The organism is Paenibacillus sp. FSL H7-0357, from assembly GCF_000758525.1.
Taxonomy (GTDB): Bacteria; Bacillota; Bacilli; order Paenibacillales; family Paenibacillaceae; genus Paenibacillus_AQ.
In genome coordinates this window covers 628,011-645,588 of the sequence record NZ_CP009241.1, presented here as the reverse complement: position 1 = coordinate 645,588, position 17,578 = coordinate 628,011, and the positions used below count along the sequence as shown (strand labels likewise).

The window sequence follows — 17,578 nt, the reverse complement described above, 5'->3', positions numbered from 1 at the left end:
TACCGCCTTACCAAAGCCTTTATATATTATTCTCTCCAGGCAAGGCCACATAAGACACTGCTTCCGCTCATATAATGAACCGTTTAAGATATCGGACGGGAGGACTGCATGTAATGTTATATGTATATGGACCGCTGCTGCCAGCACGAATACTCGAAGAAACTGTATTTTGGAAGACCCAGGAGAAAGAGCATACCGAAGTCATCAAAGCAATTGTGCCTCACTTGGAAGAGCCTTATGTCAAACTACTCGATGAATGGGCTGTCGTCTTTGGTGCCACAGAGCAAGCCGCGCGGCGGCTGCTGGAAACTTCGCTCACTCCGGCATTTGCCGGGCAGCGTGAACTTGCTGCCGAAACAGAGTTGCTGCTGCAGACGGTCTGTTCCCAGTCGCGTGAGTTCATCCGCCAGCTATACGCACTGTGCGAAAGCAGCAAGGCGGTGAAAGCCCAGCCGCTGGCTGGTATTGTACTAATGCATATTATTCGCGAGTCCGAGTATTTCCTTGCTGTTCTGGGAGGACTGAGCACGCCCGGACAGGTATCCGTTCTAATGCGGGAAAGCGCAGCCGACCCAGCGGAGTTTGCGTCTGTAGCTTCTGCAGAGGGCAGCGGCAACGGGTTTGGGCCGGCAACCCCGGCAGCCCAAACCCGTGAACCCGGTTCTGTGCCTATAGGCGGGCATAAGCTGCCTCCGCTCCCTTATGCTTATAATGCGCTTGAACCGTATATCGACGAGAAGACCATGACCATCCATCATGACAAACATCACCAAAGCTACGTAGACGGACTGAACAAAGCAGAAATTAAGCTGGCGGAAGCCCGCAAAACCAACGATTTCGATCTCGTCAAACATTGGGAACGAGAGCTTGCTTTTAATGGTGCCGGGCATTATCTTCACACCATCTTCTGGAACGTAATGTCTCCACAAGGCGGCGGACGTCCTACCGGCGCCCTGCTGGACGCCATTGAACGCAGCTTCGGTAGCTATGATGCCTTTAAAGCGCAATTCACCGAAGCAGCGAATAAGGTTGAAGGCGGTGGCTGGGCTATTCTTGTCTGGAGTCCGCGCAGCCGCAGACTGGAAATCCTCACTGCTGAGAAACACCAGAATTTGTCGCAATGGGATGTTGTGCCGCTGCTCGCCCTGGATGTGTGGGAGCATGCCTATTACCTCAAGCATCAGAACAATCGCGCCGCCTATATACAAGACTGGTGGAAGGTCGTCAATTGGCCTTATGTCTCACAGCGTTATGCCGCCGCCCGCAAGCTGGTCTGGCAGCCCTTTTGAGATCTTCGAAATAAACAGAGCCCTGCTCTCATCTAAAGTGAAAGCAGGGCTCTGTATGTGTACAAATCCGGGAGAATCTCCCCTATCATCCTATTCCTTGATCAAAGCCAAAAACTCCGCGCGTGCGGCAGCATCCTCACGGAAGCTTCCTCTCGTCGCCATGGTCACCGTCTTGCTGCCGGGCTTCTTCACCCCACGGGCACACATGCACAGATGCTCGCCTTCTACGACGACCATGACCCCATGAGGATTCAGCACCTCGGTCATGATGTCGGCAATTTGAGTCGTGATCCGCTCTTGCACCTGCAGACGCCGGCTAACCGCTTCAACGAGACGGGCCAGTTTGCTTAGTCCGGCAATACGCCCGCTTGGGACGTAGCCGATATGCACTTTGCCGAAGAAAGGAGCCATGTGATGCTCGCATTGGCTGTAATAGACGATATCCTTTACAATGACAAGCTCTTCGTGAGATTCATCAAAAGTTACACCAAGCGCCTCTCGGGGATCTATTGAATAACCGCCAAATATCTCCTCGTACATCCGCGTGACCCGTGCCGGTGTTTCCAACAGCCCTTCGCGGCCGGTGTCCTCTCCGATTAACTCCAATATCTTCTCAACATGGTACTCGATCTGCTCGCGGTTCACCGAGACCTTGCCGTTTACGTATTCCTTGATGCCCCCCATGAAACCTCCCCCTTCCGCACCCGCGTATACCTTCATCTATCCGGGCCGTGTTACTTGCCCTTGCGCCGCTGCCCTTTGTTTGCAACAGGAGCACGTCCAGGCTGATTATTGTTCTTCATCATTTGCTGTGCACGCTGCATTTGCTTGCCGTTCAGGTTGTAACCCATTTGCTTCGCAACCTTCTGCAGCATTTCCGGATCATTTTGCATCGTTGTCATTTGTCTGCGTAGATAATATACACCGATAAAGAATCCGCCGATCAGACCAACAACAAGCGTAATAATAGGCCATACAATATTCATCTGGAATCCACCTTTGTACTCAATTGTCTGCAGCGCCCGCTGCGGGCATGCGAATCTATCATAGCATTTCAAGAACTGGACAGCAATTGGTAAATCCCATGAGTCAGAAGAGGTAGGTTCCGGTGTCATCCGGGAGGGCGTGCTCTGCTTCGAGCTGCAGCAGCCGGGTCTTAATCGCAAGGCCACCGGCGTAGCCGACCAGCGTTCCTCCCGCACCGATTACCCGGTGGCACGGCACAATTACCGGAACAGGATTGCGGTTATTAGCTCCGCCTACAGCGCGCACAGCCTGCGGATTGCCGATCCGCACAGCAATATCCTTATAGGAAGCGGACTCTCCGTAGGGAATGCCGCGCAGCGCCTCCCATACCTGAAGCTGGAAAGCCGTGCCACGCATATCCAGAGGCAGCGTGAAGTCCTGCAGTCCACCGGCAAAATATGCCTCAAGCTGTGCTTTAGCCTGCTTCAGCCGGGACTCATCTTCGATTAATATCACAGTTCCAATCTGTACCTTGAGCCATTTCTCCAGGTTGTCCCGGCTCCCGGCAAATGTCCCGAATTCTATAAGACATAATCCCGCCTCTGTTGCACATAAGGTCAGCGGGCCAATCGGCGATTCCATTTCACTGTAATACACAGCAGTTTCAGTTCCCAGACTGCCCCCCGCCAGCTTGCTCATTGCTCTCCGTCTCCTCCCGCTTCAGCAGCTTGTCCAGCGCCCGTTCAAGCATCTCCCGGACCTGGTTGTCCTCTTCAGCCAACAGTGCCTTTTCAACAGCCGCCAGCGCCTCTCCGCCGCCAATGCGCCCAAGCGCCCAGGCCGCAGTCCCGCGCATTTCCGGGCGTGACTCCCGCAGCACAATTTCGGTCAGCTTCGGTACAGCGCCAGCCTCTTTGAAATTGCCAAGCGCGATAATCGCATTGCGCTGGATCGGCTTTTTGCCGCGCCAGGCCGCCGAACTGCTGCCGAATTTCTCTTTGAACTCGCGATTGCTGAGCTCAAGAATCGGCAGCAAAAGCGGCTTGACGATCTCCGGATCAGGCAGCAGCTCCGGACGGTGGTTCCAGTTCTTCCCGCGATTTTTCGGGCAGACAATCTGGCAGGTATCGCAGCCATACAGCCGGTTGCCGATCTTGGTCATATACTCATCGCTTAAGAACCCTTTGGTCTGCGTTAAATAGGAAATACAGGCCTGGGCGTTAAGCTGACCTGGGCCAACGAGTGCCCCGGTAGGACAAGCGTCAATACATTTCGTACACTCGCCGCAGCCTTCCTCCACGGGTGCATCCGGGGGAAACGGAATATTCGTCACCATTTCTCCAAGATAGATCCATGACCCCCACTTGGGAGAGATGATCGCACAGTTCTTGGCACTGAAGCCGATTCCTGCCCGCTCCGCTACAGCTCTGTCTACCAGCACGCCAGTATCCACCATACTCTCCAGCACGGCATCCGGCACACGCTCGCGGATAAAAGCCTCCAGCTTCCCCAGCGCTTCACGCAGCACATGATGGTAATCCTGGCCCCAGGAAGCCCGGGCCAGAATCCCCCGGCGCGCACCCGGCTCAGATTTGGGCGGATTCTCCATCTTGGAAGGATAGGCCACCGCAATGGCCAGAATGGATAGCGGAGTCTCACCGGACGGAAGTGCCGGAATAGTCCGCTTGTCCAAATCAGGCTCTTCAAAACCGGATTCATACCCCTTGTCCCGGTGATCCTGCAGGATATTTTTTAAATATAGAAACGGCTCCGCCGTCGCAAACCCGATATCATCTATGCCCAGCGCCGGAGCGGCAGCCTTGATCTCCGCTTTGAGATCTTCCCATATGGAAGGCGGAGGAGCATAGGATGACTGAGTTTTAATGTTCATTTCCGCCTTCACCTTCTCTTATAATGAATTCAGTTTGGAGAGCGGCCACCAGATATAAACTGCCTTGCCGACAATACTCTTCTGCGGGACAGTGCCAAAGTAACGGCTGTCCTTACTGGCTCCGGCATGCCGGTTATCGCCCATCACAAAATAGCTTCCCTTTTCGACAGTCAGCCCCGAAAAATCAGGATCCTGAATTTCCGTATCAATATAAGGCTCATCGGCCATTTTTCCGTTAACATACAGTTTATGTCCCTGCACCTCTATGAAATCACCGGGTATCCCAATGACGCGTTTCACCAGATATTCCTTGCGGTCCGGGCCGGTGCTGGGATCATGCAGCACAATAACATCTCCCCGCGACGGGTTCGCAAAGCTCAAAGTGATCTTGTTAATGATCAGCTTCTCCCCCTCAACCAGCGTAGGCTGCATGGACTGGCCGACCACAGTAGAAATATCGAAAATAAATAAATTCAAAAGCGACATGAACCCAAATACAATTGCCGCGGTGATTACCCAATCCCGCAGTTCTAGAATCCATCTGTTTCCCGGCTGCAGTTTGGAACCGTGATGTGTGACAGATCTGTATCTTTGCTTGCGGCTTCGCATAAATTCCCCTTCAAGCTCCCGGTCCATATGCCACCTTCTTGCCCAGATTGGTAGATCAAGTCTATAACAATAGAAAAGCATATCTCCCGGCCATTTGCAATGGACTTCGGGGAGATATGCTTTAGTATAATGGATCAGACTATGCAAGTCGCTATAGTTCTCTATTTAGTAAATGTTTCCGCTTACGCAGCGCCCATGATAAAAGACATTATCCAACGATGCTGAGCTTCCGTACTGATTTGAAGATTTGATTCTCATCATATCCCATAGCTTCATACAGCGGCAATGCGAAGGAATTGTGCTCATCAACGGCTACGAAAATACCGCTGACCTTGCGCGCCTGAAATCTGTGTTCCATCGCCGTTACAAGACTTTTGCCGATTCCTCTGCGGCGGTAGTCGGGATGGACGGCAATTCGGAAATAACAGCCGTGGTTCTTCTCGATTGTACCTATCAGCGCACCAACAATTTCTTCTTCATCCTCAGCAACTACAATGAGATCTGAATCCCAAGAAAGCTGTCTGGAGAAGGGCTCGATCGTGCTTTCAAAACATTCTTCCGATAATGCGCTCTGCAGCAGTTCAGTCACAGGGGTAACGTCGCTTAATTGAAAGGAACGAACGTGCATTCTTTAAAATCTCCCTTTTCTATGGCTTAGAGTTTAACAAAAAGAAGGAGTTCCCGTAACAGTATAAAGAGGAAAAAAGGCATCAGAAAAGCAAAAATGGATGAATTTCGAGGATGTTGTCGAATCCATCATTTCAAGCAGCTTTTCTTGCGATCAAAGAAGTATTAACCTAATGTAAAATGGTCGGTAACTTCTCTAATCTCCAAAAACCGAGGAATACCTGCTTTTGACTCTATTAAAGCACACTTTTCTCGCGATATCACCATTTTTCTTTTGAAAGCGCTTGATATGAAGCGTTTTCATGAAACATGTTTACATATTTTCTTTATAAAGGTAAATTCAAAGGTATAAAAGCAAAGTCTCCACGGAATTCTATAAGTTTAACACAGCATTTACACTTCCGGTCAGGTTTGTTTGATCACAACTTTTTAAACGTTTATGTTTGTTTAATGTTGCATTATTGTTCCAGATACGGTTTAATAAAAGTATCTTATCGGATATAACCAATAAGAGGCATTGGAAATAAGGGGTTTTGACGTCAAGACTGCCAAAATTCTTTATCTATACAATTCTAATAAACTCAGGAGGGATTTTTCCATGGCATTTCAATTACCGGCACTTCCTTATCCGAACAACGCTCTTGAACCGCACATCGACGCATTGACGATGGAGATTCATCATGACAGGCACCATAATACTTATGTGACGAACCTGAACGCCGCTCTGGAAAAAGCACCTGAACTTCAAAACAAGAGCATCGAAGAGCTTCTCACAGACCTGAACGCTGTACCTGAATCCATCCGCACTGCTGTTCGCAACAACGGTGGTGGACACGCCAACCATACCCTGTTCTGGGAAGTCATCGGACCAAACGCCGGCGGCGCACCTACAGGTGCACTGGCAGCTGCAATTGACAGCGAGCTGGGCGGATTCGACAAATTCAAAGAAGATTTTGCTACTGCAGCAACTACCCGTTTCGGCAGCGGCTGGGCTTGGCTCGTGGTTAAGGATGGAAAACTTGCTGTAACAAGCACACCGAACCAAGACAACCCAATCAGTGAAGGTGCTACTCCTATCCTCGGCCTCGATGTATGGGAGCATGCTTACTACCTGAACTATCAAAACAAACGCCCTGACTACATCAAGGCCTTCTGGAATGTAGTTAACTGGGAAGAAGTCGGCAAACGTTACGAAAGCGCGAAGTAAGGGACTGCGGCGATATCGCCGCGCCTTGCTCAGCCTACTCTAATCTATAACTTAAACGGCCCCGTCCTTTTTAAAGGACGGGGCCGTTGCTGTACGCAGGATGTGGTGTCCAGCTTCCACCTTATCCCTAGATGTGAGAACGGCTGCGCCGTGTCCAGTTAGGACATAGCGCAGCCGTTTTTCATTGATAGGCCCGGAGTTGATGCGGCAGCGTACGCTTGGAGCGCTACAGTAGCGAATGCTTTTGTACAAACCAGTCGTTATCTAGACTGAATTTGATCCGTAGCACTCATGCCTGATTGCTATCAGGCATTTTTATGTGATTGCACTTTCTGCAGTAGAATGCTCATTGCTCAGCAATAAATGACATTCCGCTGTATTTTGTACAACAGATTTCTGGATTTATCGCCAAAAACGCCTATTCCACTAGATTCTGCTGTACAGAGTGCAATAGAACTGCATCTCGACCTGAACCTGAGGGAGATGCGAGCTGGATCAGCTGCAATACGGTTTAGAAATCTAGACTTTGGACATTACCTGTGCTCAGATTCCATTGATAAACCGTTCCGCTTCATTACTTGCACGCGCTCACTCTCTCAGGTAATCGCGCTTCGCTCCGGTTCGCCCTAGAACCCCATTTCGTACCGCCCGTTCTGCCAGCCTATTCGGTCCTATTCCCCTCATCAAGCCACTCTTCTCCGCTATTACAGCTTCTGTGCTTCCAGCTCATCAAAATAATGGTTAAGCAGCTTCAAAAAAACGTTCGGAAAGGCGTAGTTCGCCATGTCCTCGCGGTTGATCCACCGCACGGCTCCGGCATCCTCCGGATTTCCGCTACCGTCTGCAAACTGCTCGACCGGGCTGTCCGCGGCGGTGAAGAGATCAACCTCATACGCATCTGGCGTGTCCATAGCACGCACAACACTGGCTGGCGGCATGCCTGAGGCCAGTGCAGCACCAGCTTGTGTGCCATCTGCGGGTGGAGCGCTGCCTTGCGTGGGCACGGCGGCAGCCGCGTTCCCGGCCGCGTATGCCGCCCGTCCCTCCGCCGCCAGCGGCAGCGCCGGGGCGTCCTCTTCCCTGCAGCGGTACACCTGCAGGGTCCACACGATATGGCTGAACGTATGTTCCGCAGCCATCCAGTGCTCTTCAGGCCGGGCGAAGATCCCGGCCTGCCGCAGTGACCGGCGCAGCCGGTCCAGCGCTGCCGCCTCAGGCAGCAGCGCAGCGGAAGCGCCGCCCTCCGCAGGCGGCGCCGGCCAGTGCGGCAGCTCCCACATGCGGGCCAAAAGCCCGCTGGATGGCCGCTGCCGGATCAGCACCCGGCCCGCGTGCTCGCCGCGGCCCGTAACAAGGGCCGCCAGCCGCTCCTCGGGGCGCGGCGGCTTGGCCTTGGTCTTGACGGGCAGCGAAGTCTCGCAGCCCGCCAGGCGCGCGGCGCAGTGCTCCATCACCGGGCAAGGCAGACAGCGCGGTGATTTCGGCGTGCAGACGAGCGCCCCGAGTTCCATTAGCGCCTGGTTGAAATGCGAAGCCTCCCCCTCCGGGATCAGCTCCGCCGCCAGCCGCTCCATCTTCACCCGCGTCGGCCCCTTAGCGATGTCATCCTCCATCAGAAAGTAGCGGGACAATACCCGCATCACATTTCCGTCCACCGCAGGTTCAGGCCGGTTGAACGCAATGCTGAGAATAGCTCCTGCCGTATAGGGGCCAACTCCTTTAAGGCTGAATACGGCATCGCGGTCATTCGGAACCATTCCGCCGTATTGTTCCTTCACCTGCCGCGCGGCATGCTGAAGATTCCGTGCACGGGAATAGTAACCAAGACCCTCCCAGCATTTCAGCACATCCTCCTCCGGTGCGTCGGCAAGCGATTCCACCGTAGGAAACCGCTCAATGAAGCGGTTGAAATATGGAATTACCGTATCGACTCTCGTCTGCTGCAGCATAATTTCCGAAATCCAGATATAATACGGATTGCGATGGCGCCGCCAAGGCAAATCACGTTTCTGCCCATGGTACCATTCCAGCAGATTACGGCTAAAAAACAACTTAGTATCTTGCTGCGCCTGCTCCTGTTGTTCATGCGTTGTCATCATTTATTCTCCTTGATTCTTTATATTCACTTCACACTGGCATCAGTGGAGCTACGGCCCGTCAGTTCATTCAAGTCCCGTACTATAAACCCCAGCCTTCCTTGCCGCTCAAGCCCTCCGTTCCATTACCGCAAAAGTCGAAGCCAGCTCACGGCTGTGGGTAATGGTAAGATGAATGAGGTACTCCCGGCCTTTCAGCCGGAGCCGTTCCCAGGCCTCCTCTGAGAGTGTAACTATCGGTTTGCCATATACATCCGGCAGGATCTGAATATCCTGAAACCCCACTTCCCGGCCGATGCCGCAGCCCAGCGCTTTCACAACCGCCTCCTTGGCCGCGAACCGCCCGGCTATGAACTCCGCAGCATTGCCGCCCCGCCGCTCCAGAAGCTCAAGCTCTGCCTCTGTAAGGATACGCCGGATAAACTTCGCTCCAGATCCTTTATTCATTAATGCTTCAATCCGCTGGATTTCCAGCACATCATGCCCGATCCCGTATATCAAAATCCCACGCTCCTTATGGACGTGCAGTCATAAACCGCTTCAATCTGATAGCTATCCTTAATAGCTTTGTTAATGGTATGATCTTCATATGACATTGTCCGTAAATCATATAGATTATAGTTGTCCCGGATTCTTTCTGCTATCTTAAAAGAAAAAACCGCCGAAGTCTATCCTGCTACTTCCCTCATCATGAATCTTAACCACAGAATCTCAATTCTATATTAAGAAGACATAATAATCTCTGAAAGCTAAAGAGAGGGGAATCGACCATGAACCGCAATTTTCAGTTGCCTGCCGGAGAAGATGCCGTCCTGCGCTGCTCACATTTTCCATCTCAAGGCAAAGCCAATAGTTTGATTGTTATTGCCCACGGATACAAGGGCTTTAAGGATTGGGGAATGTTCCCTTACCTCGCAGCCGCGCTCAGCCAGGAGCATGAAGTGATCTCCTTCAATTTCTCCCATGCGGGAATCGGTGAGGATCTGCAGAATTTCACCGAGCTTGAGAAGTTCGCCCGCAATACCTATAACCGCGAGATCAAAGACATGGAGATTCTGCTCTCCTATCTCAGCCAGCATCATAAATTTGGCAGCCTGCCCTTATTCCTGCTGGGTCACAGCCGCGGCGGCGGCGATTGTCTGCTTTACGCACTGGACCACCCCGAGGAGATTGCCGGAGTCATCTCCTGGAACGGAATCACCGATCTGGATTTGTTCACTGAAGAACAAAAACGCGAAATGAAACAAAGCGGCCGGACTCATGTACTCAATGGCCGCACGGGTCAGCAAATGCCGCTCGATGCCGTCATTATTGAAGATCTGGAGCGGCAAGCCGGGCGCTACAATCTTCTGGAGCGAATGAAAACTGCCGTTTTCCCCGTTGTCCTCATTCAGGGGACCCAGGATAGCGAACGGCTGCGCCGCGGCTCGGAGCAATTGGTCAACCTCCGGCCCGATATAGAGCGGGTGCAAATTCCGGAGGGCAATCATACCTTTGGCAGTGTCCATCCTTTTGCCGGGACCACTCCGCAGCTGGAACAGGCGATCGACGCTACCCGCGAGTTTATCCGCAGCGTACTGGCCGGATAACCGCCGGCCCGCCGCCAACGGAAGACCGCCATATCATATAATACTACACACAAAACCGCCGGAAAGTCTGAGTATGCACTCAGATCTCCGGCGGTTTTTGTATAAACTTCTCCTTCTAGATGCCCGGTATTACATTGCGCTTGTGCGCCGTTCTCCGGTAATAAGCTTCCAGTTTCCCGGCAACCTCAGGGCTGACCTGTTTGCCCTCCAGATAGTCGCTGTTGTCATCATACGTAATACCCAGCTCAGTTTCATCCGTCTGTCCGGGCCAGAGTCCGGCCGTCGGTGCTTTGGTTACGATATCCGCCGGTACTCCCAGATAAGCTGCAAGCTGGCGTACCTGGCGCTTGTTCAGCGAGCTCAGCGGTGTAATATCGACTGCGCCATCGCCCCATTTGGTGTAAAAGCCGGTGATGGCCTCGGAAGCATGATCCGTTCCCACTACCAGCAGATTATTCTCGAAGGAGAGCGCGTACTGCATAACCATACGGGTTCTCGCCTTCACATTGCCTTTGCCCTGATGTGTAATGTGACGGTGCTGGCCCAGCGCTTTCAGGCTATGTTCAACCTCAAGTGCGATCTCATTTACAGCTTCTTCAATATTGGTCTCAACCTTATGTGTCAGTTCAAAAGCTTCAGCCACCGCGTAGCTGTGCTCGATATCCTCCTGGACACCGTAAGGCTGAAATACGCCAAGGGTGATGTACTCCTTGCCTTCTTCTGCGGTCAGCTCATCGGTTGCCCGTTTGCACAGGCCTGTTGCCACCGCACTGTCGACCCCGCCGCTGATCGCAATGAGCAGCCCTTTTGCTCCTGCCTGCCGTACATATGCTTTCAGGAAATCGACACGCCTCCGTACCTCTGCCTCTTCATCAATGGCCGGCTTTACGCCGAGGGCAGCAATAATCTCTTCTTGCAAGCTCACAAACCACACCCCGTTTCATCACTTTGAACATATAAATTATATTTTGAAAAAATCCCGCAGCAGCCGGATTGCCGGCCACCGCGAGATCCTATGAATTAACCGCTATTACTGGCACAAACGGTTGAATACTTCCTTCAATTCAGCAGCAATTTCGGCAGCTGAACGGTCTTCTACCCCATGACGCTCAATAAAATGAACAAGCTCTCCATCCTTCATCAAAGCGATAGATGGTGAAGAAGGCGGATATGGAGCGAAGTATTCACGTGCTTTAGCAGTGGCTTCCTTCTCCTGTCCGGCGAACACGGTGAACAGATGATCCGGCAGAATTTCGTTCTGCAAAGCTTGGGCTACACCAGGACGGCATTGGCCGGCTGCACAGCCGCATACAGAATTGACGACAACGAGCGACGTCCCCTTTGCGGTTGGAAGAGTGGTTTCCACCTCTTCTGGAGTCAATAACTCCTGGAACCCGATACTTGTCAGGTCATCACGCATAGGCTGAATTGAATCTCTCATATATTGATTAAATGACATGGACATTCCTCTGCACTCTCCTTTGCCTTGTAAAGTGTTTGGTCAGGCTGCATTACAGCAGCACTTACTAACTTTATTATACATGCATACTCTGTGAAAGCAAGGGAGGGACCTGCTGCTGCAGCGGAGCCCATCGTCTGTGACTTGTGCCTCTATCAAGGGACGTTCACTTCAGCAGCCTAGTCGTTGCTGCACTTTCTTCCTTCTCAAAAGGAAAGGATACGGTGAACACTGTGCCCACACCCTCCTGCGATTCAACCGCAATCTTTCCGTTATGCCGCTCGGCAATACTCAGACAAAGCGACAACCCGAGCCCGGTTCCATGATTTTTTGTTGTGAAGAAGGGGACAAATAAATTCTCAATCTGGCTTGTTGAAATTCCGCCTCCAGTGTCCTTAATCATCAGCTCAACTCTATCCTCATTCACACGTGTCTCCAAGGTCAACACCCCCTTCGGGTCCATGGCCTCCATCCCGTTGCGCGCCAGATTAAGGACAAGCTGCTTAATCTCCCTGACATTCAGCATCAGCAGAGGCAATGACGGGTTTAGCCGGAGTTCAATGCTCTGACCCCGGAGATTGGCATCCGCCCAGATCAAAGGACTCAGCTCTTCTACTATAAGATGAAGCTGCACCATTTCTTTATCCGATACACGGGTCTGTGCAAGTGACAGAAAGTCATTGATGATGGCGTTGGCCCGGTCTAGCTCATCCATCACGATCTGGTAGTATGAATCCAGCTCTCCCGGACTCTTCTCTCTCATAAGCTGGAGAAATCCGCGAACGACTGCCATGGGATTGCGGATCTCATGCGTAATGCCTGCAGCCATCTGTCCAACCAGCGTTAGCCGCTCTACATTATCAAGCTCGCTGCGGAGCTTCGCCTCCTCGGTCAGATCCTGAACGATCATCACAACGCCGCCAGGAATTCCGGAATCCCGCAGCAGAGGCTCCGTATAAATTTGATATGTACTCGTTGCACATGTAATTTTGGCATTGGTGCGCTGTTTGCTGCGGACGATGTTCTCCAGCCGGGAATAGGTCTGCTCGTCAATATATTTTCTGAAAAGCTGGCCTGCAGGCTGGGACATTATAGTCTCCCTTGTCAGTTCAGGATAATGGCGATGAATCAGCTTGAGCATAAATTCGTTAAGTTCTGTCACATACCCGCTGTCATCCATCGACATAATATTCAGCTGTACTGCGTCGGTAATTTGCTGAAGCTTCTCTGATTCCAGCTTGAATTTCTCGGAGATTCCCTTCATCTGCTCCTTGATTTGAAGCCTATCCCAAGCGGTTTCGATACAAAATATAAATAATCCGCCGAGCATAACGGTAATAAACAGATATACCGTTACCAGAAAGGTGTCTGCCGAAAGGGTTTCATATATATTCTTGCCGTTCATTTTGGGCATGAGCACAATAAAGAGCATGCTGGGGGCCAGAATAGCCCATAGCATGCCTATCTTCTGAATAATCTTTCCCTTCTTAAAAGGCCGGACAAAGCCAAGCAATAGCGGATACATAAGAACCCCAGTATTAACTACCATATTGCCGATTCCCGGTGGCACCGAAAACAGTGCCGTGCAGAGCATAAAAAAAGCAGCCAGACTTATCCCGGAGCGGAAATTCCCATATAATATACCGATATAAGCGGGCAATATAGCCAAGTTCAAATAAACAACCCCGAATAATGTTGTTGAGAAAATGGTGCAGAGGGTAATGCTAATGGCACAGCAAATAATCAGCAAAGCCTGATCATCCGGAAATTGCCGATTTCTGCGTATAATGTGGCTTTGGTCCAGCCACCATTGAAATAGAAATATAAAGGAACTGGCAGATAAGATTTGCAATAAAATATCCTTTACCGCATCTAAAATTGCAATCACTCCCCAAGTTGGACAAATTACCCTTTCCCCTTAGATTAAAGCACAGCCGGGCTTTTCTGACAACGATAATCACATGCCGGTTCCACAGGTCTGGCTACACCGCGGCCGGAATGGTATGATGCCGTTAGTAGAACACCGAAAATGCTGAAATTCGCTATACCTTAAGCATGTAAAGGAGCAGATTCATGAGCAACTATGATGTAATCGTCATTGGGGGCGGCCCCTCCGGACTGATGGCCAGCGTGGCCGCTGCGGAGCACGGCGCCTCCGTATTATTGATTGATAAAGGGGCTAAGCTGGGCCGGAAGCTGGGAATCTCGGGCGGCGGGCGCTGCAATGTAACCAACGTCAAGGAAACCTCCGAGCTTATTGCCCATATCCCGGGCAACGGCCGCTTTTTATACAGCGCGTTTGATCATTTTAATAATCGCGATATTGTCGATTTCTTTGAAAATTTGGGCATCGCCCTGAAAGAGGAAGACAACGGGCGGATGTTTCCCGTGTCGGACAAGGCCTCCAGCGTCGTTTCCGCTCTAATCGGCAAAGTTCGCAGCCTGGGTGTGCAGATTATGACAGATAGCCCGGTGCAGGAGGTCCTGTACGGAGACGGTAAAGTAGAAGGAATCCGCCTGAAATCAGGCAAGGGGGTTGCCGCTGGCGCTGTCGTAATCGCCACGGGAGGCAAATCTGTACCTCAGACCGGTTCCACCGGGGATGGCTATCCTTGGGCGATCACCGCCGGACATACAATTACGGAGCTGTTCCCGACGGAAGTCCCCATTGTTTCTAGGGAGGAATGGATCAAGTCAGGGGAACTTCAGGGGTTGTCCCTGCGGGATGTGACGCTGAGTGTCTGGAATCCCAAAGGCAAGAGGGTGATCTCCCACCGGGGAGATATGATCTTCACTCACTTCGGGCTGTCCGGCCCGATTGCGCTGCGGTGCAGCCAGTTCCTGCGCCAGGTCCAGCGCAAATCCGGAACGGACACAGTTGAGCTGTCCATCGACCTTTTTCCCGACCATCACCCGCAGGAGGTGGAGTCCCAGCTGCAGAACAAGCTGGAATTGGAGCCTAAGAAGGCCATCCGCAATTCCTTGAAAGGTTTGATTCCGGAGCGCCTCATTCCGCTGCTGCTGGCCAAAGCCGGGGTGGACGGAGACATCACCGGCCATCATCTTCCCAAAAGCGCCTTGCAAGCGCTGGCCGCCCTTCTGAAACGGATGCCGGTCTATGTTCACGGCACCCGGTCTCTGGCTGAAGCTTTTGTTACCGGCGGAGGTGTCAATCTGAAGGAAATCGATCCCAAGACGATGGAGTCTAAACTTATGCAGGGACTTTATTTTTGCGGTGAGGTGCTGGATATTCACGGCTATACCGGCGGCTACAATATTACCGCTGCTTTCTCCACAGGTTACACAGCAGGCAAACATGCAGCTGGACAGCATTAGAACCAGAGAGAAATCCACCGTCTAGGACTACAAAGCCCGCCCAAATAGCATCCCCTCTAATTTAAAAACAGCGTTACTTGCGTAAATCGGCAAGTAACGCTGTTTTGTATTTAGCGGGTCTGCGGCACCTATCTCTGAAACCGCATCGTGCTGAACATTCTGGCAATGAAAACCCCGATTAAATATCCGAGTGGAATAAACAGCAGCAGCCCCCACCATCCATACAAAGGAATGCAAACCACGCCAGAACAGATCACTGTAAAAGGAACTAGCAGAATCGGTATTGCTGCGGAACCGGCATCGGCTTTCTGAGCTTTGGTAAAGGGCAGGATCCCGATATAGTCGTCCCCTGCAAACAATAACCAGAAAGAAGTCAGCCAGTAGGCCATTAATAACGCCAGAATAATGAGCAACCCCCATTTCAAAACCCCTGGAACGATAAAAATAGCTATCATGGAAACGCCCATGAACGCAAAATAGAGCTTCAGGTGTGCCGGATTGCGCACAAGTGCTTTAATGCCTGCCGCCGCGAAGCGGCTCTCCGGCTGCTTCGAAGCCAGGAGCGGTTGTGATTTGCGGAAAATCCATGGTTTATAGCGTGTGGGGCGCGGTTTATCAAGCACGCCGCGCAGCAATAAACCGGCAATTCTCATCCGCTGCTTGTAGTCTTCCCGCACATCGCTCATAAAGGTTGCGTGCAGCCGCAAGCGGAAGCGTATGGCCCATACAACCACAGCACCATATACGGCAGCGGCTGCCAGCAGCAGCAAGGGCTGGCTGTCCCAATAAATAGCAGCCCTGACATAAGCGGCACAGGGGACAGTCACGGCCGGAATGAGCCACAGCCAGCGGCGGAAGCCCTGGCGCTGTACTTTAACAAGGTGTCCCAGCAGTTTGACGCACCAGCTACAGGTTATGGTCATTGCAAGAAGCGATGCGGCAGCTGCCCCGCTGAGTCCGTACCCCCGGACGATGAAGGGCAGCAGAATAGCAAATACCGCAGCCATCTTGAGGGCAGTTACGGTAAGACTATACAGAAGCCCCCGCAGCATAATGCTTCTGATCCAGTTTTGCCGCTGCCTGAGAAACAACGAATCCCCTTCCTGGAGCAGCAGCACCATACCTCCGGTAGCAATTAGAGCCGCCAGCAGCAGCGGAAGCAGCATAAAGGGGGTCGCGGTCGTCCATGTTGGCATTTCCCCGCTCCAGAACCCGAAATAGAACCGTCCGCCCAGCAGGCCGCCGGGAATAACGAGGTAGAGCAGGACCGTCCAGTCGGCCGCCGTACGGATAATCGCCGATTGCTCACGCCAATGGGAGATCAGGCGCCGCCGGAACAGCTGCGGAGCCGTAGGAAAAGCATACCCGGCTTTTTTGCCGGAAGTTTTAGGGTTAAGAACAGCCTGTTCCTGACTGCTCATGTCAATTCGTCGAAGCAATCAAACAACGACCCCTCCGGCAATCCGGCAATGTCGCGGATTTCCTCCAAAGTGCCTGTTGCTGTTACTTCCCCGCTGGAGATCAGCACGAAGCTGTCGCAGATTTTCTCCGCAGTATCCAGTACATGCGTGGACATCAGAACGCCCGCACCGCGCTTCCGCTCGGCCTCCAGGAGACGCAGGAAATCCTTCGTGGCACGGGGGTCAAGCCCGATAAACGGCTCGTCCACAATGTAGACATCGGGCTGGACCAGGAAGCCAAGCATCAGCATCATCTTTTGCTTCATACCTTTGGAGAAGCCTGCAGGCAGGTCATCCCGCACATTTCCCATACCGAACTGCACCAGAAGCTTCTCGGCGGTGGCCACAAAGGTTTCATAGCTCAAACCATAGGCAGCAGCTGCCAAATCGAGATGCTCCCACAGTGTCAGGTCCTCGTAAAATACCGGCTGTTCCGGCACGTATGCATACGATTGACTCTCTCCGCCGATAATCACTTTAGCCTTGGCATATTTCAACAAGCCGAGCAGCGTCTTGATGGTGGTGCTTTTCCCTGCTCCGTTTGGTCCGATCAATCCCAGCAGCTGGCCGCGCCGCACCTGGAAAGAAACATCTGAAATCCGTTTGTCGCCCGCTTCGTAACCAGCTTCCTCAATGGAAACATCGAGCACAATATCTTCCTCTTCCCATTCGCCCTCAGCTTTGAACCCCTCTGCAGAATCATCTTCAAACTCTGTCTCTTTCATACGGCTTCCATCTCCTAAGTGTCAATTCACAAGTGTCCCGGCTGCTATTACCGTTCTTTTTTATCCATTATACGGACAAAAGGGAAGAATCATCAAACATTACTTCCCCGAAGTGCGGAAAGAGACCTCTCCGGCTTAAGGAAAGACCCCCAGATTACACCTTGATCAGGCAACACACCCCATGCTAATCTTTGCTTCTTTGTAATTTAAAGTAAGGGAAGCCAACGGTTTGTTCATCAATCCCCGGGAGTAAATCTCCGCCGCGCCAGAGGCTGAAAATGCCCTCCTGCCGGAGACGCACACCAAAAAAACTAATTTAGTATG

Annotated in this window: 15 protein-coding genes and 1 pseudogene; 4 read left to right on the top strand and 12 right to left on the bottom strand. The window is 52.0% G+C overall.

All coding sequences use genetic code 11. The features are described 5' to 3' along the window. The first annotated feature begins 113 nt into the window (after positions 1-113). Positions 114-1,289, top strand: coding sequence for a Fe-Mn family superoxide dismutase (locus H70357_RS02910; RefSeq protein ID WP_038585570.1), 1,176 nt, complete (start codon positions 114-116; stop codon positions 1,287-1,289). Positions 1,290-1,379: 90 nt separating this feature from the next. Here the strand turns inward: H70357_RS02910 and folE are convergent, their stop codons facing one another. From folE to H70357_RS02880, 5 genes and pseudogenes are all read right to left on the bottom strand, one after another. Further along, positions 1,380-1,973: a GTP cyclohydrolase I FolE gene (folE, locus tag H70357_RS02905; RefSeq protein WP_038585568.1), complete on the bottom strand. Its 594-nt coding sequence runs from the start codon at positions 1,971-1,973 to the stop codon at positions 1,380-1,382. A gap of 50 nt (positions 1,974-2,023) precedes the next feature. Then, positions 2,024-2,275 (bottom strand): YneF family protein, encoded by a 252-nt coding sequence (locus tag H70357_RS02900; RefSeq protein WP_038585565.1) that lies wholly within the window; start codon positions 2,273-2,275, stop codon positions 2,024-2,026. A gap of 103 nt (positions 2,276-2,378) precedes the next feature. Continuing rightward, a pseudogene (queG, locus tag H70357_RS02890) lies at positions 2,379-4,146 on the bottom strand (tRNA epoxyqueuosine(34) reductase QueG). Between the two features lie 18 nt (positions 4,147-4,164). Then, complete coding sequence (gene lepB / locus H70357_RS02885; protein ID WP_038585562.1) at positions 4,165-4,782, bottom strand: signal peptidase I; 618 nt, start codon at positions 4,780-4,782, stop codon at positions 4,165-4,167. 181 nt (positions 4,783-4,963) lie between these two features. Continuing rightward, positions 4,964-5,383 carry a GNAT family N-acetyltransferase gene (locus tag H70357_RS02880; RefSeq protein WP_038585559.1) on the bottom strand — a complete coding sequence of 140 codons (420 nt, stop codon included), beginning with the start codon at positions 5,381-5,383 and terminating at the stop codon, positions 4,964-4,966. Between the two features lie 597 nt (positions 5,384-5,980). On the opposite strand from H70357_RS02880, the gene H70357_RS02875 reads away from it, so the two are divergent. Beyond that, on the top strand, positions 5,981-6,589 hold the full coding sequence (locus H70357_RS02875) for a superoxide dismutase (RefSeq protein ID WP_038585557.1): 609 nt from the start codon (positions 5,981-5,983) through the stop codon (positions 6,587-6,589). Positions 6,590-7,293: 704 nt separating this feature from the next. On the opposite strand, the gene mutY is transcribed toward H70357_RS02875, so the two are convergent. Together mutY and acpS are read right to left on the bottom strand one after the other, a co-directional pair. Next, complete coding sequence (gene mutY / locus H70357_RS02870; RefSeq protein WP_038585554.1) at positions 7,294-8,685, bottom strand: A/G-specific adenine glycosylase; 1,392 nt, start codon at positions 8,683-8,685, stop codon at positions 7,294-7,296. A 108-nt stretch (positions 8,686-8,793) separates the two neighbouring features. Continuing rightward, entirely contained in the window at positions 8,794-9,186 is a 393-nt protein-coding gene (acpS, locus tag H70357_RS02865; RefSeq protein ID WP_038585551.1) for a holo-ACP synthase, read from the bottom strand. A gap of 269 nt (positions 9,187-9,455) precedes the next feature. On the opposite strand from acpS, the gene H70357_RS02860 reads away from it, so the two are divergent. Next, complete coding sequence (locus H70357_RS02860) at positions 9,456-10,274, top strand: alpha/beta hydrolase family protein (RefSeq protein WP_038585549.1); 819 nt, start codon at positions 9,456-9,458, stop codon at positions 10,272-10,274. A 115-nt stretch (positions 10,275-10,389) separates the two neighbouring features. Here the strand turns inward: H70357_RS02860 and nadE are convergent, their stop codons facing one another. The 3 genes from nadE to H70357_RS02845 form a co-directional block, all read right to left on the bottom strand. Beyond that, on the bottom strand, positions 10,390-11,199 hold the full coding sequence (gene nadE, locus H70357_RS02855) for an NAD(+) synthase (protein WP_038585547.1): 810 nt from the start codon (positions 11,197-11,199) through the stop codon (positions 10,390-10,392). 105 nt (positions 11,200-11,304) lie between these two features. Beyond that, positions 11,305-11,739: a BrxA/BrxB family bacilliredoxin gene (locus H70357_RS02850; RefSeq protein ID WP_038585544.1), complete on the bottom strand. Its 435-nt coding sequence runs from the start codon at positions 11,737-11,739 to the stop codon at positions 11,305-11,307. Between the two features lie 160 nt (positions 11,740-11,899). Continuing rightward, entirely contained in the window at positions 11,900-13,408 is a 1,509-nt protein-coding gene (locus H70357_RS02845) for a two-component system sensor histidine kinase NtrB (protein ID WP_156130801.1), read from the bottom strand. 398 nt (positions 13,409-13,806) lie between these two features. Between H70357_RS02845 and H70357_RS02840 the strand changes: the two genes are divergently transcribed. Then, positions 13,807-15,069, top strand: coding sequence for a BaiN/RdsA family NAD(P)/FAD-dependent oxidoreductase (locus H70357_RS02840; RefSeq protein ID WP_038585542.1), 1,263 nt, complete (start codon positions 13,807-13,809; stop codon positions 15,067-15,069). Between the two features lie 128 nt (positions 15,070-15,197). On the opposite strand, the gene H70357_RS02835 is transcribed toward H70357_RS02840, so the two are convergent. Together H70357_RS02835 and H70357_RS02830 are read right to left on the bottom strand one after the other, a co-directional pair. After that, positions 15,198-16,508, bottom strand: coding sequence for an ABC transporter permease (locus tag H70357_RS02835; protein WP_156130800.1), 1,311 nt, complete (start codon positions 16,506-16,508; stop codon positions 15,198-15,200). Continuing rightward, a complete protein-coding gene (locus H70357_RS02830) occupies positions 16,487-17,254 on the bottom strand; it encodes an ABC transporter ATP-binding protein (protein ID WP_081965661.1) in 768 nt (255 codons plus the stop codon). The genes H70357_RS02835 and H70357_RS02830 overlap by 22 nt, the downstream gene beginning before the upstream one ends. Between the last annotated feature and the right edge of the window lie 324 nt (positions 17,255-17,578).

Excerpts from the sequence above, each read along its gene's own strand:
- H70357_RS02910 (WP_038585570.1), top strand. The coding sequence starts at position 114 with ATGTTATATGTATATGGACCGCTGCTGCCAGCACGAATACTCGAAGAA.
- folE (WP_038585568.1), bottom strand. The coding sequence starts at position 1,973 with ATGGGGGGCATCAAGGAATACGTAAACGGCAAGGTCTCGGTGAACCGC.
- H70357_RS02900 (WP_038585565.1), bottom strand. The coding sequence starts at position 2,275 with ATGAATATTGTATGGCCTATTATTACGCTTGTTGTTGGTCTGATCGGC.
- lepB (WP_038585562.1), bottom strand. The coding sequence starts at position 4,782 with ATGGACCGGGAGCTTGAAGGGGAATTTATGCGAAGCCGCAAGCAAAGA.
- H70357_RS02880 (WP_038585559.1), bottom strand. The coding sequence starts at position 5,383 with ATGCACGTTCGTTCCTTTCAATTAAGCGACGTTACCCCTGTGACTGAA.
- H70357_RS02875 (WP_038585557.1), top strand. The coding sequence starts at position 5,981 with ATGGCATTTCAATTACCGGCACTTCCTTATCCGAACAACGCTCTTGAA.
- mutY (WP_038585554.1), bottom strand. The coding sequence starts at position 8,685 with ATGACAACGCATGAACAACAGGAGCAGGCGCAGCAAGATACTAAGTTG.
- H70357_RS02860 (WP_038585549.1), top strand. The coding sequence starts at position 9,456 with ATGAACCGCAATTTTCAGTTGCCTGCCGGAGAAGATGCCGTCCTGCGC.
- H70357_RS02850 (WP_038585544.1), bottom strand. The coding sequence starts at position 11,739 with ATGTCCATGTCATTTAATCAATATATGAGAGATTCAATTCAGCCTATG.
- H70357_RS02840 (WP_038585542.1), top strand. The coding sequence starts at position 13,807 with ATGAGCAACTATGATGTAATCGTCATTGGGGGCGGCCCCTCCGGACTG.
- H70357_RS02830 (WP_081965661.1), bottom strand. The coding sequence starts at position 17,254 with ATGAAAGAGACAGAGTTTGAAGATGATTCTGCAGAGGGGTTCAAAGCT.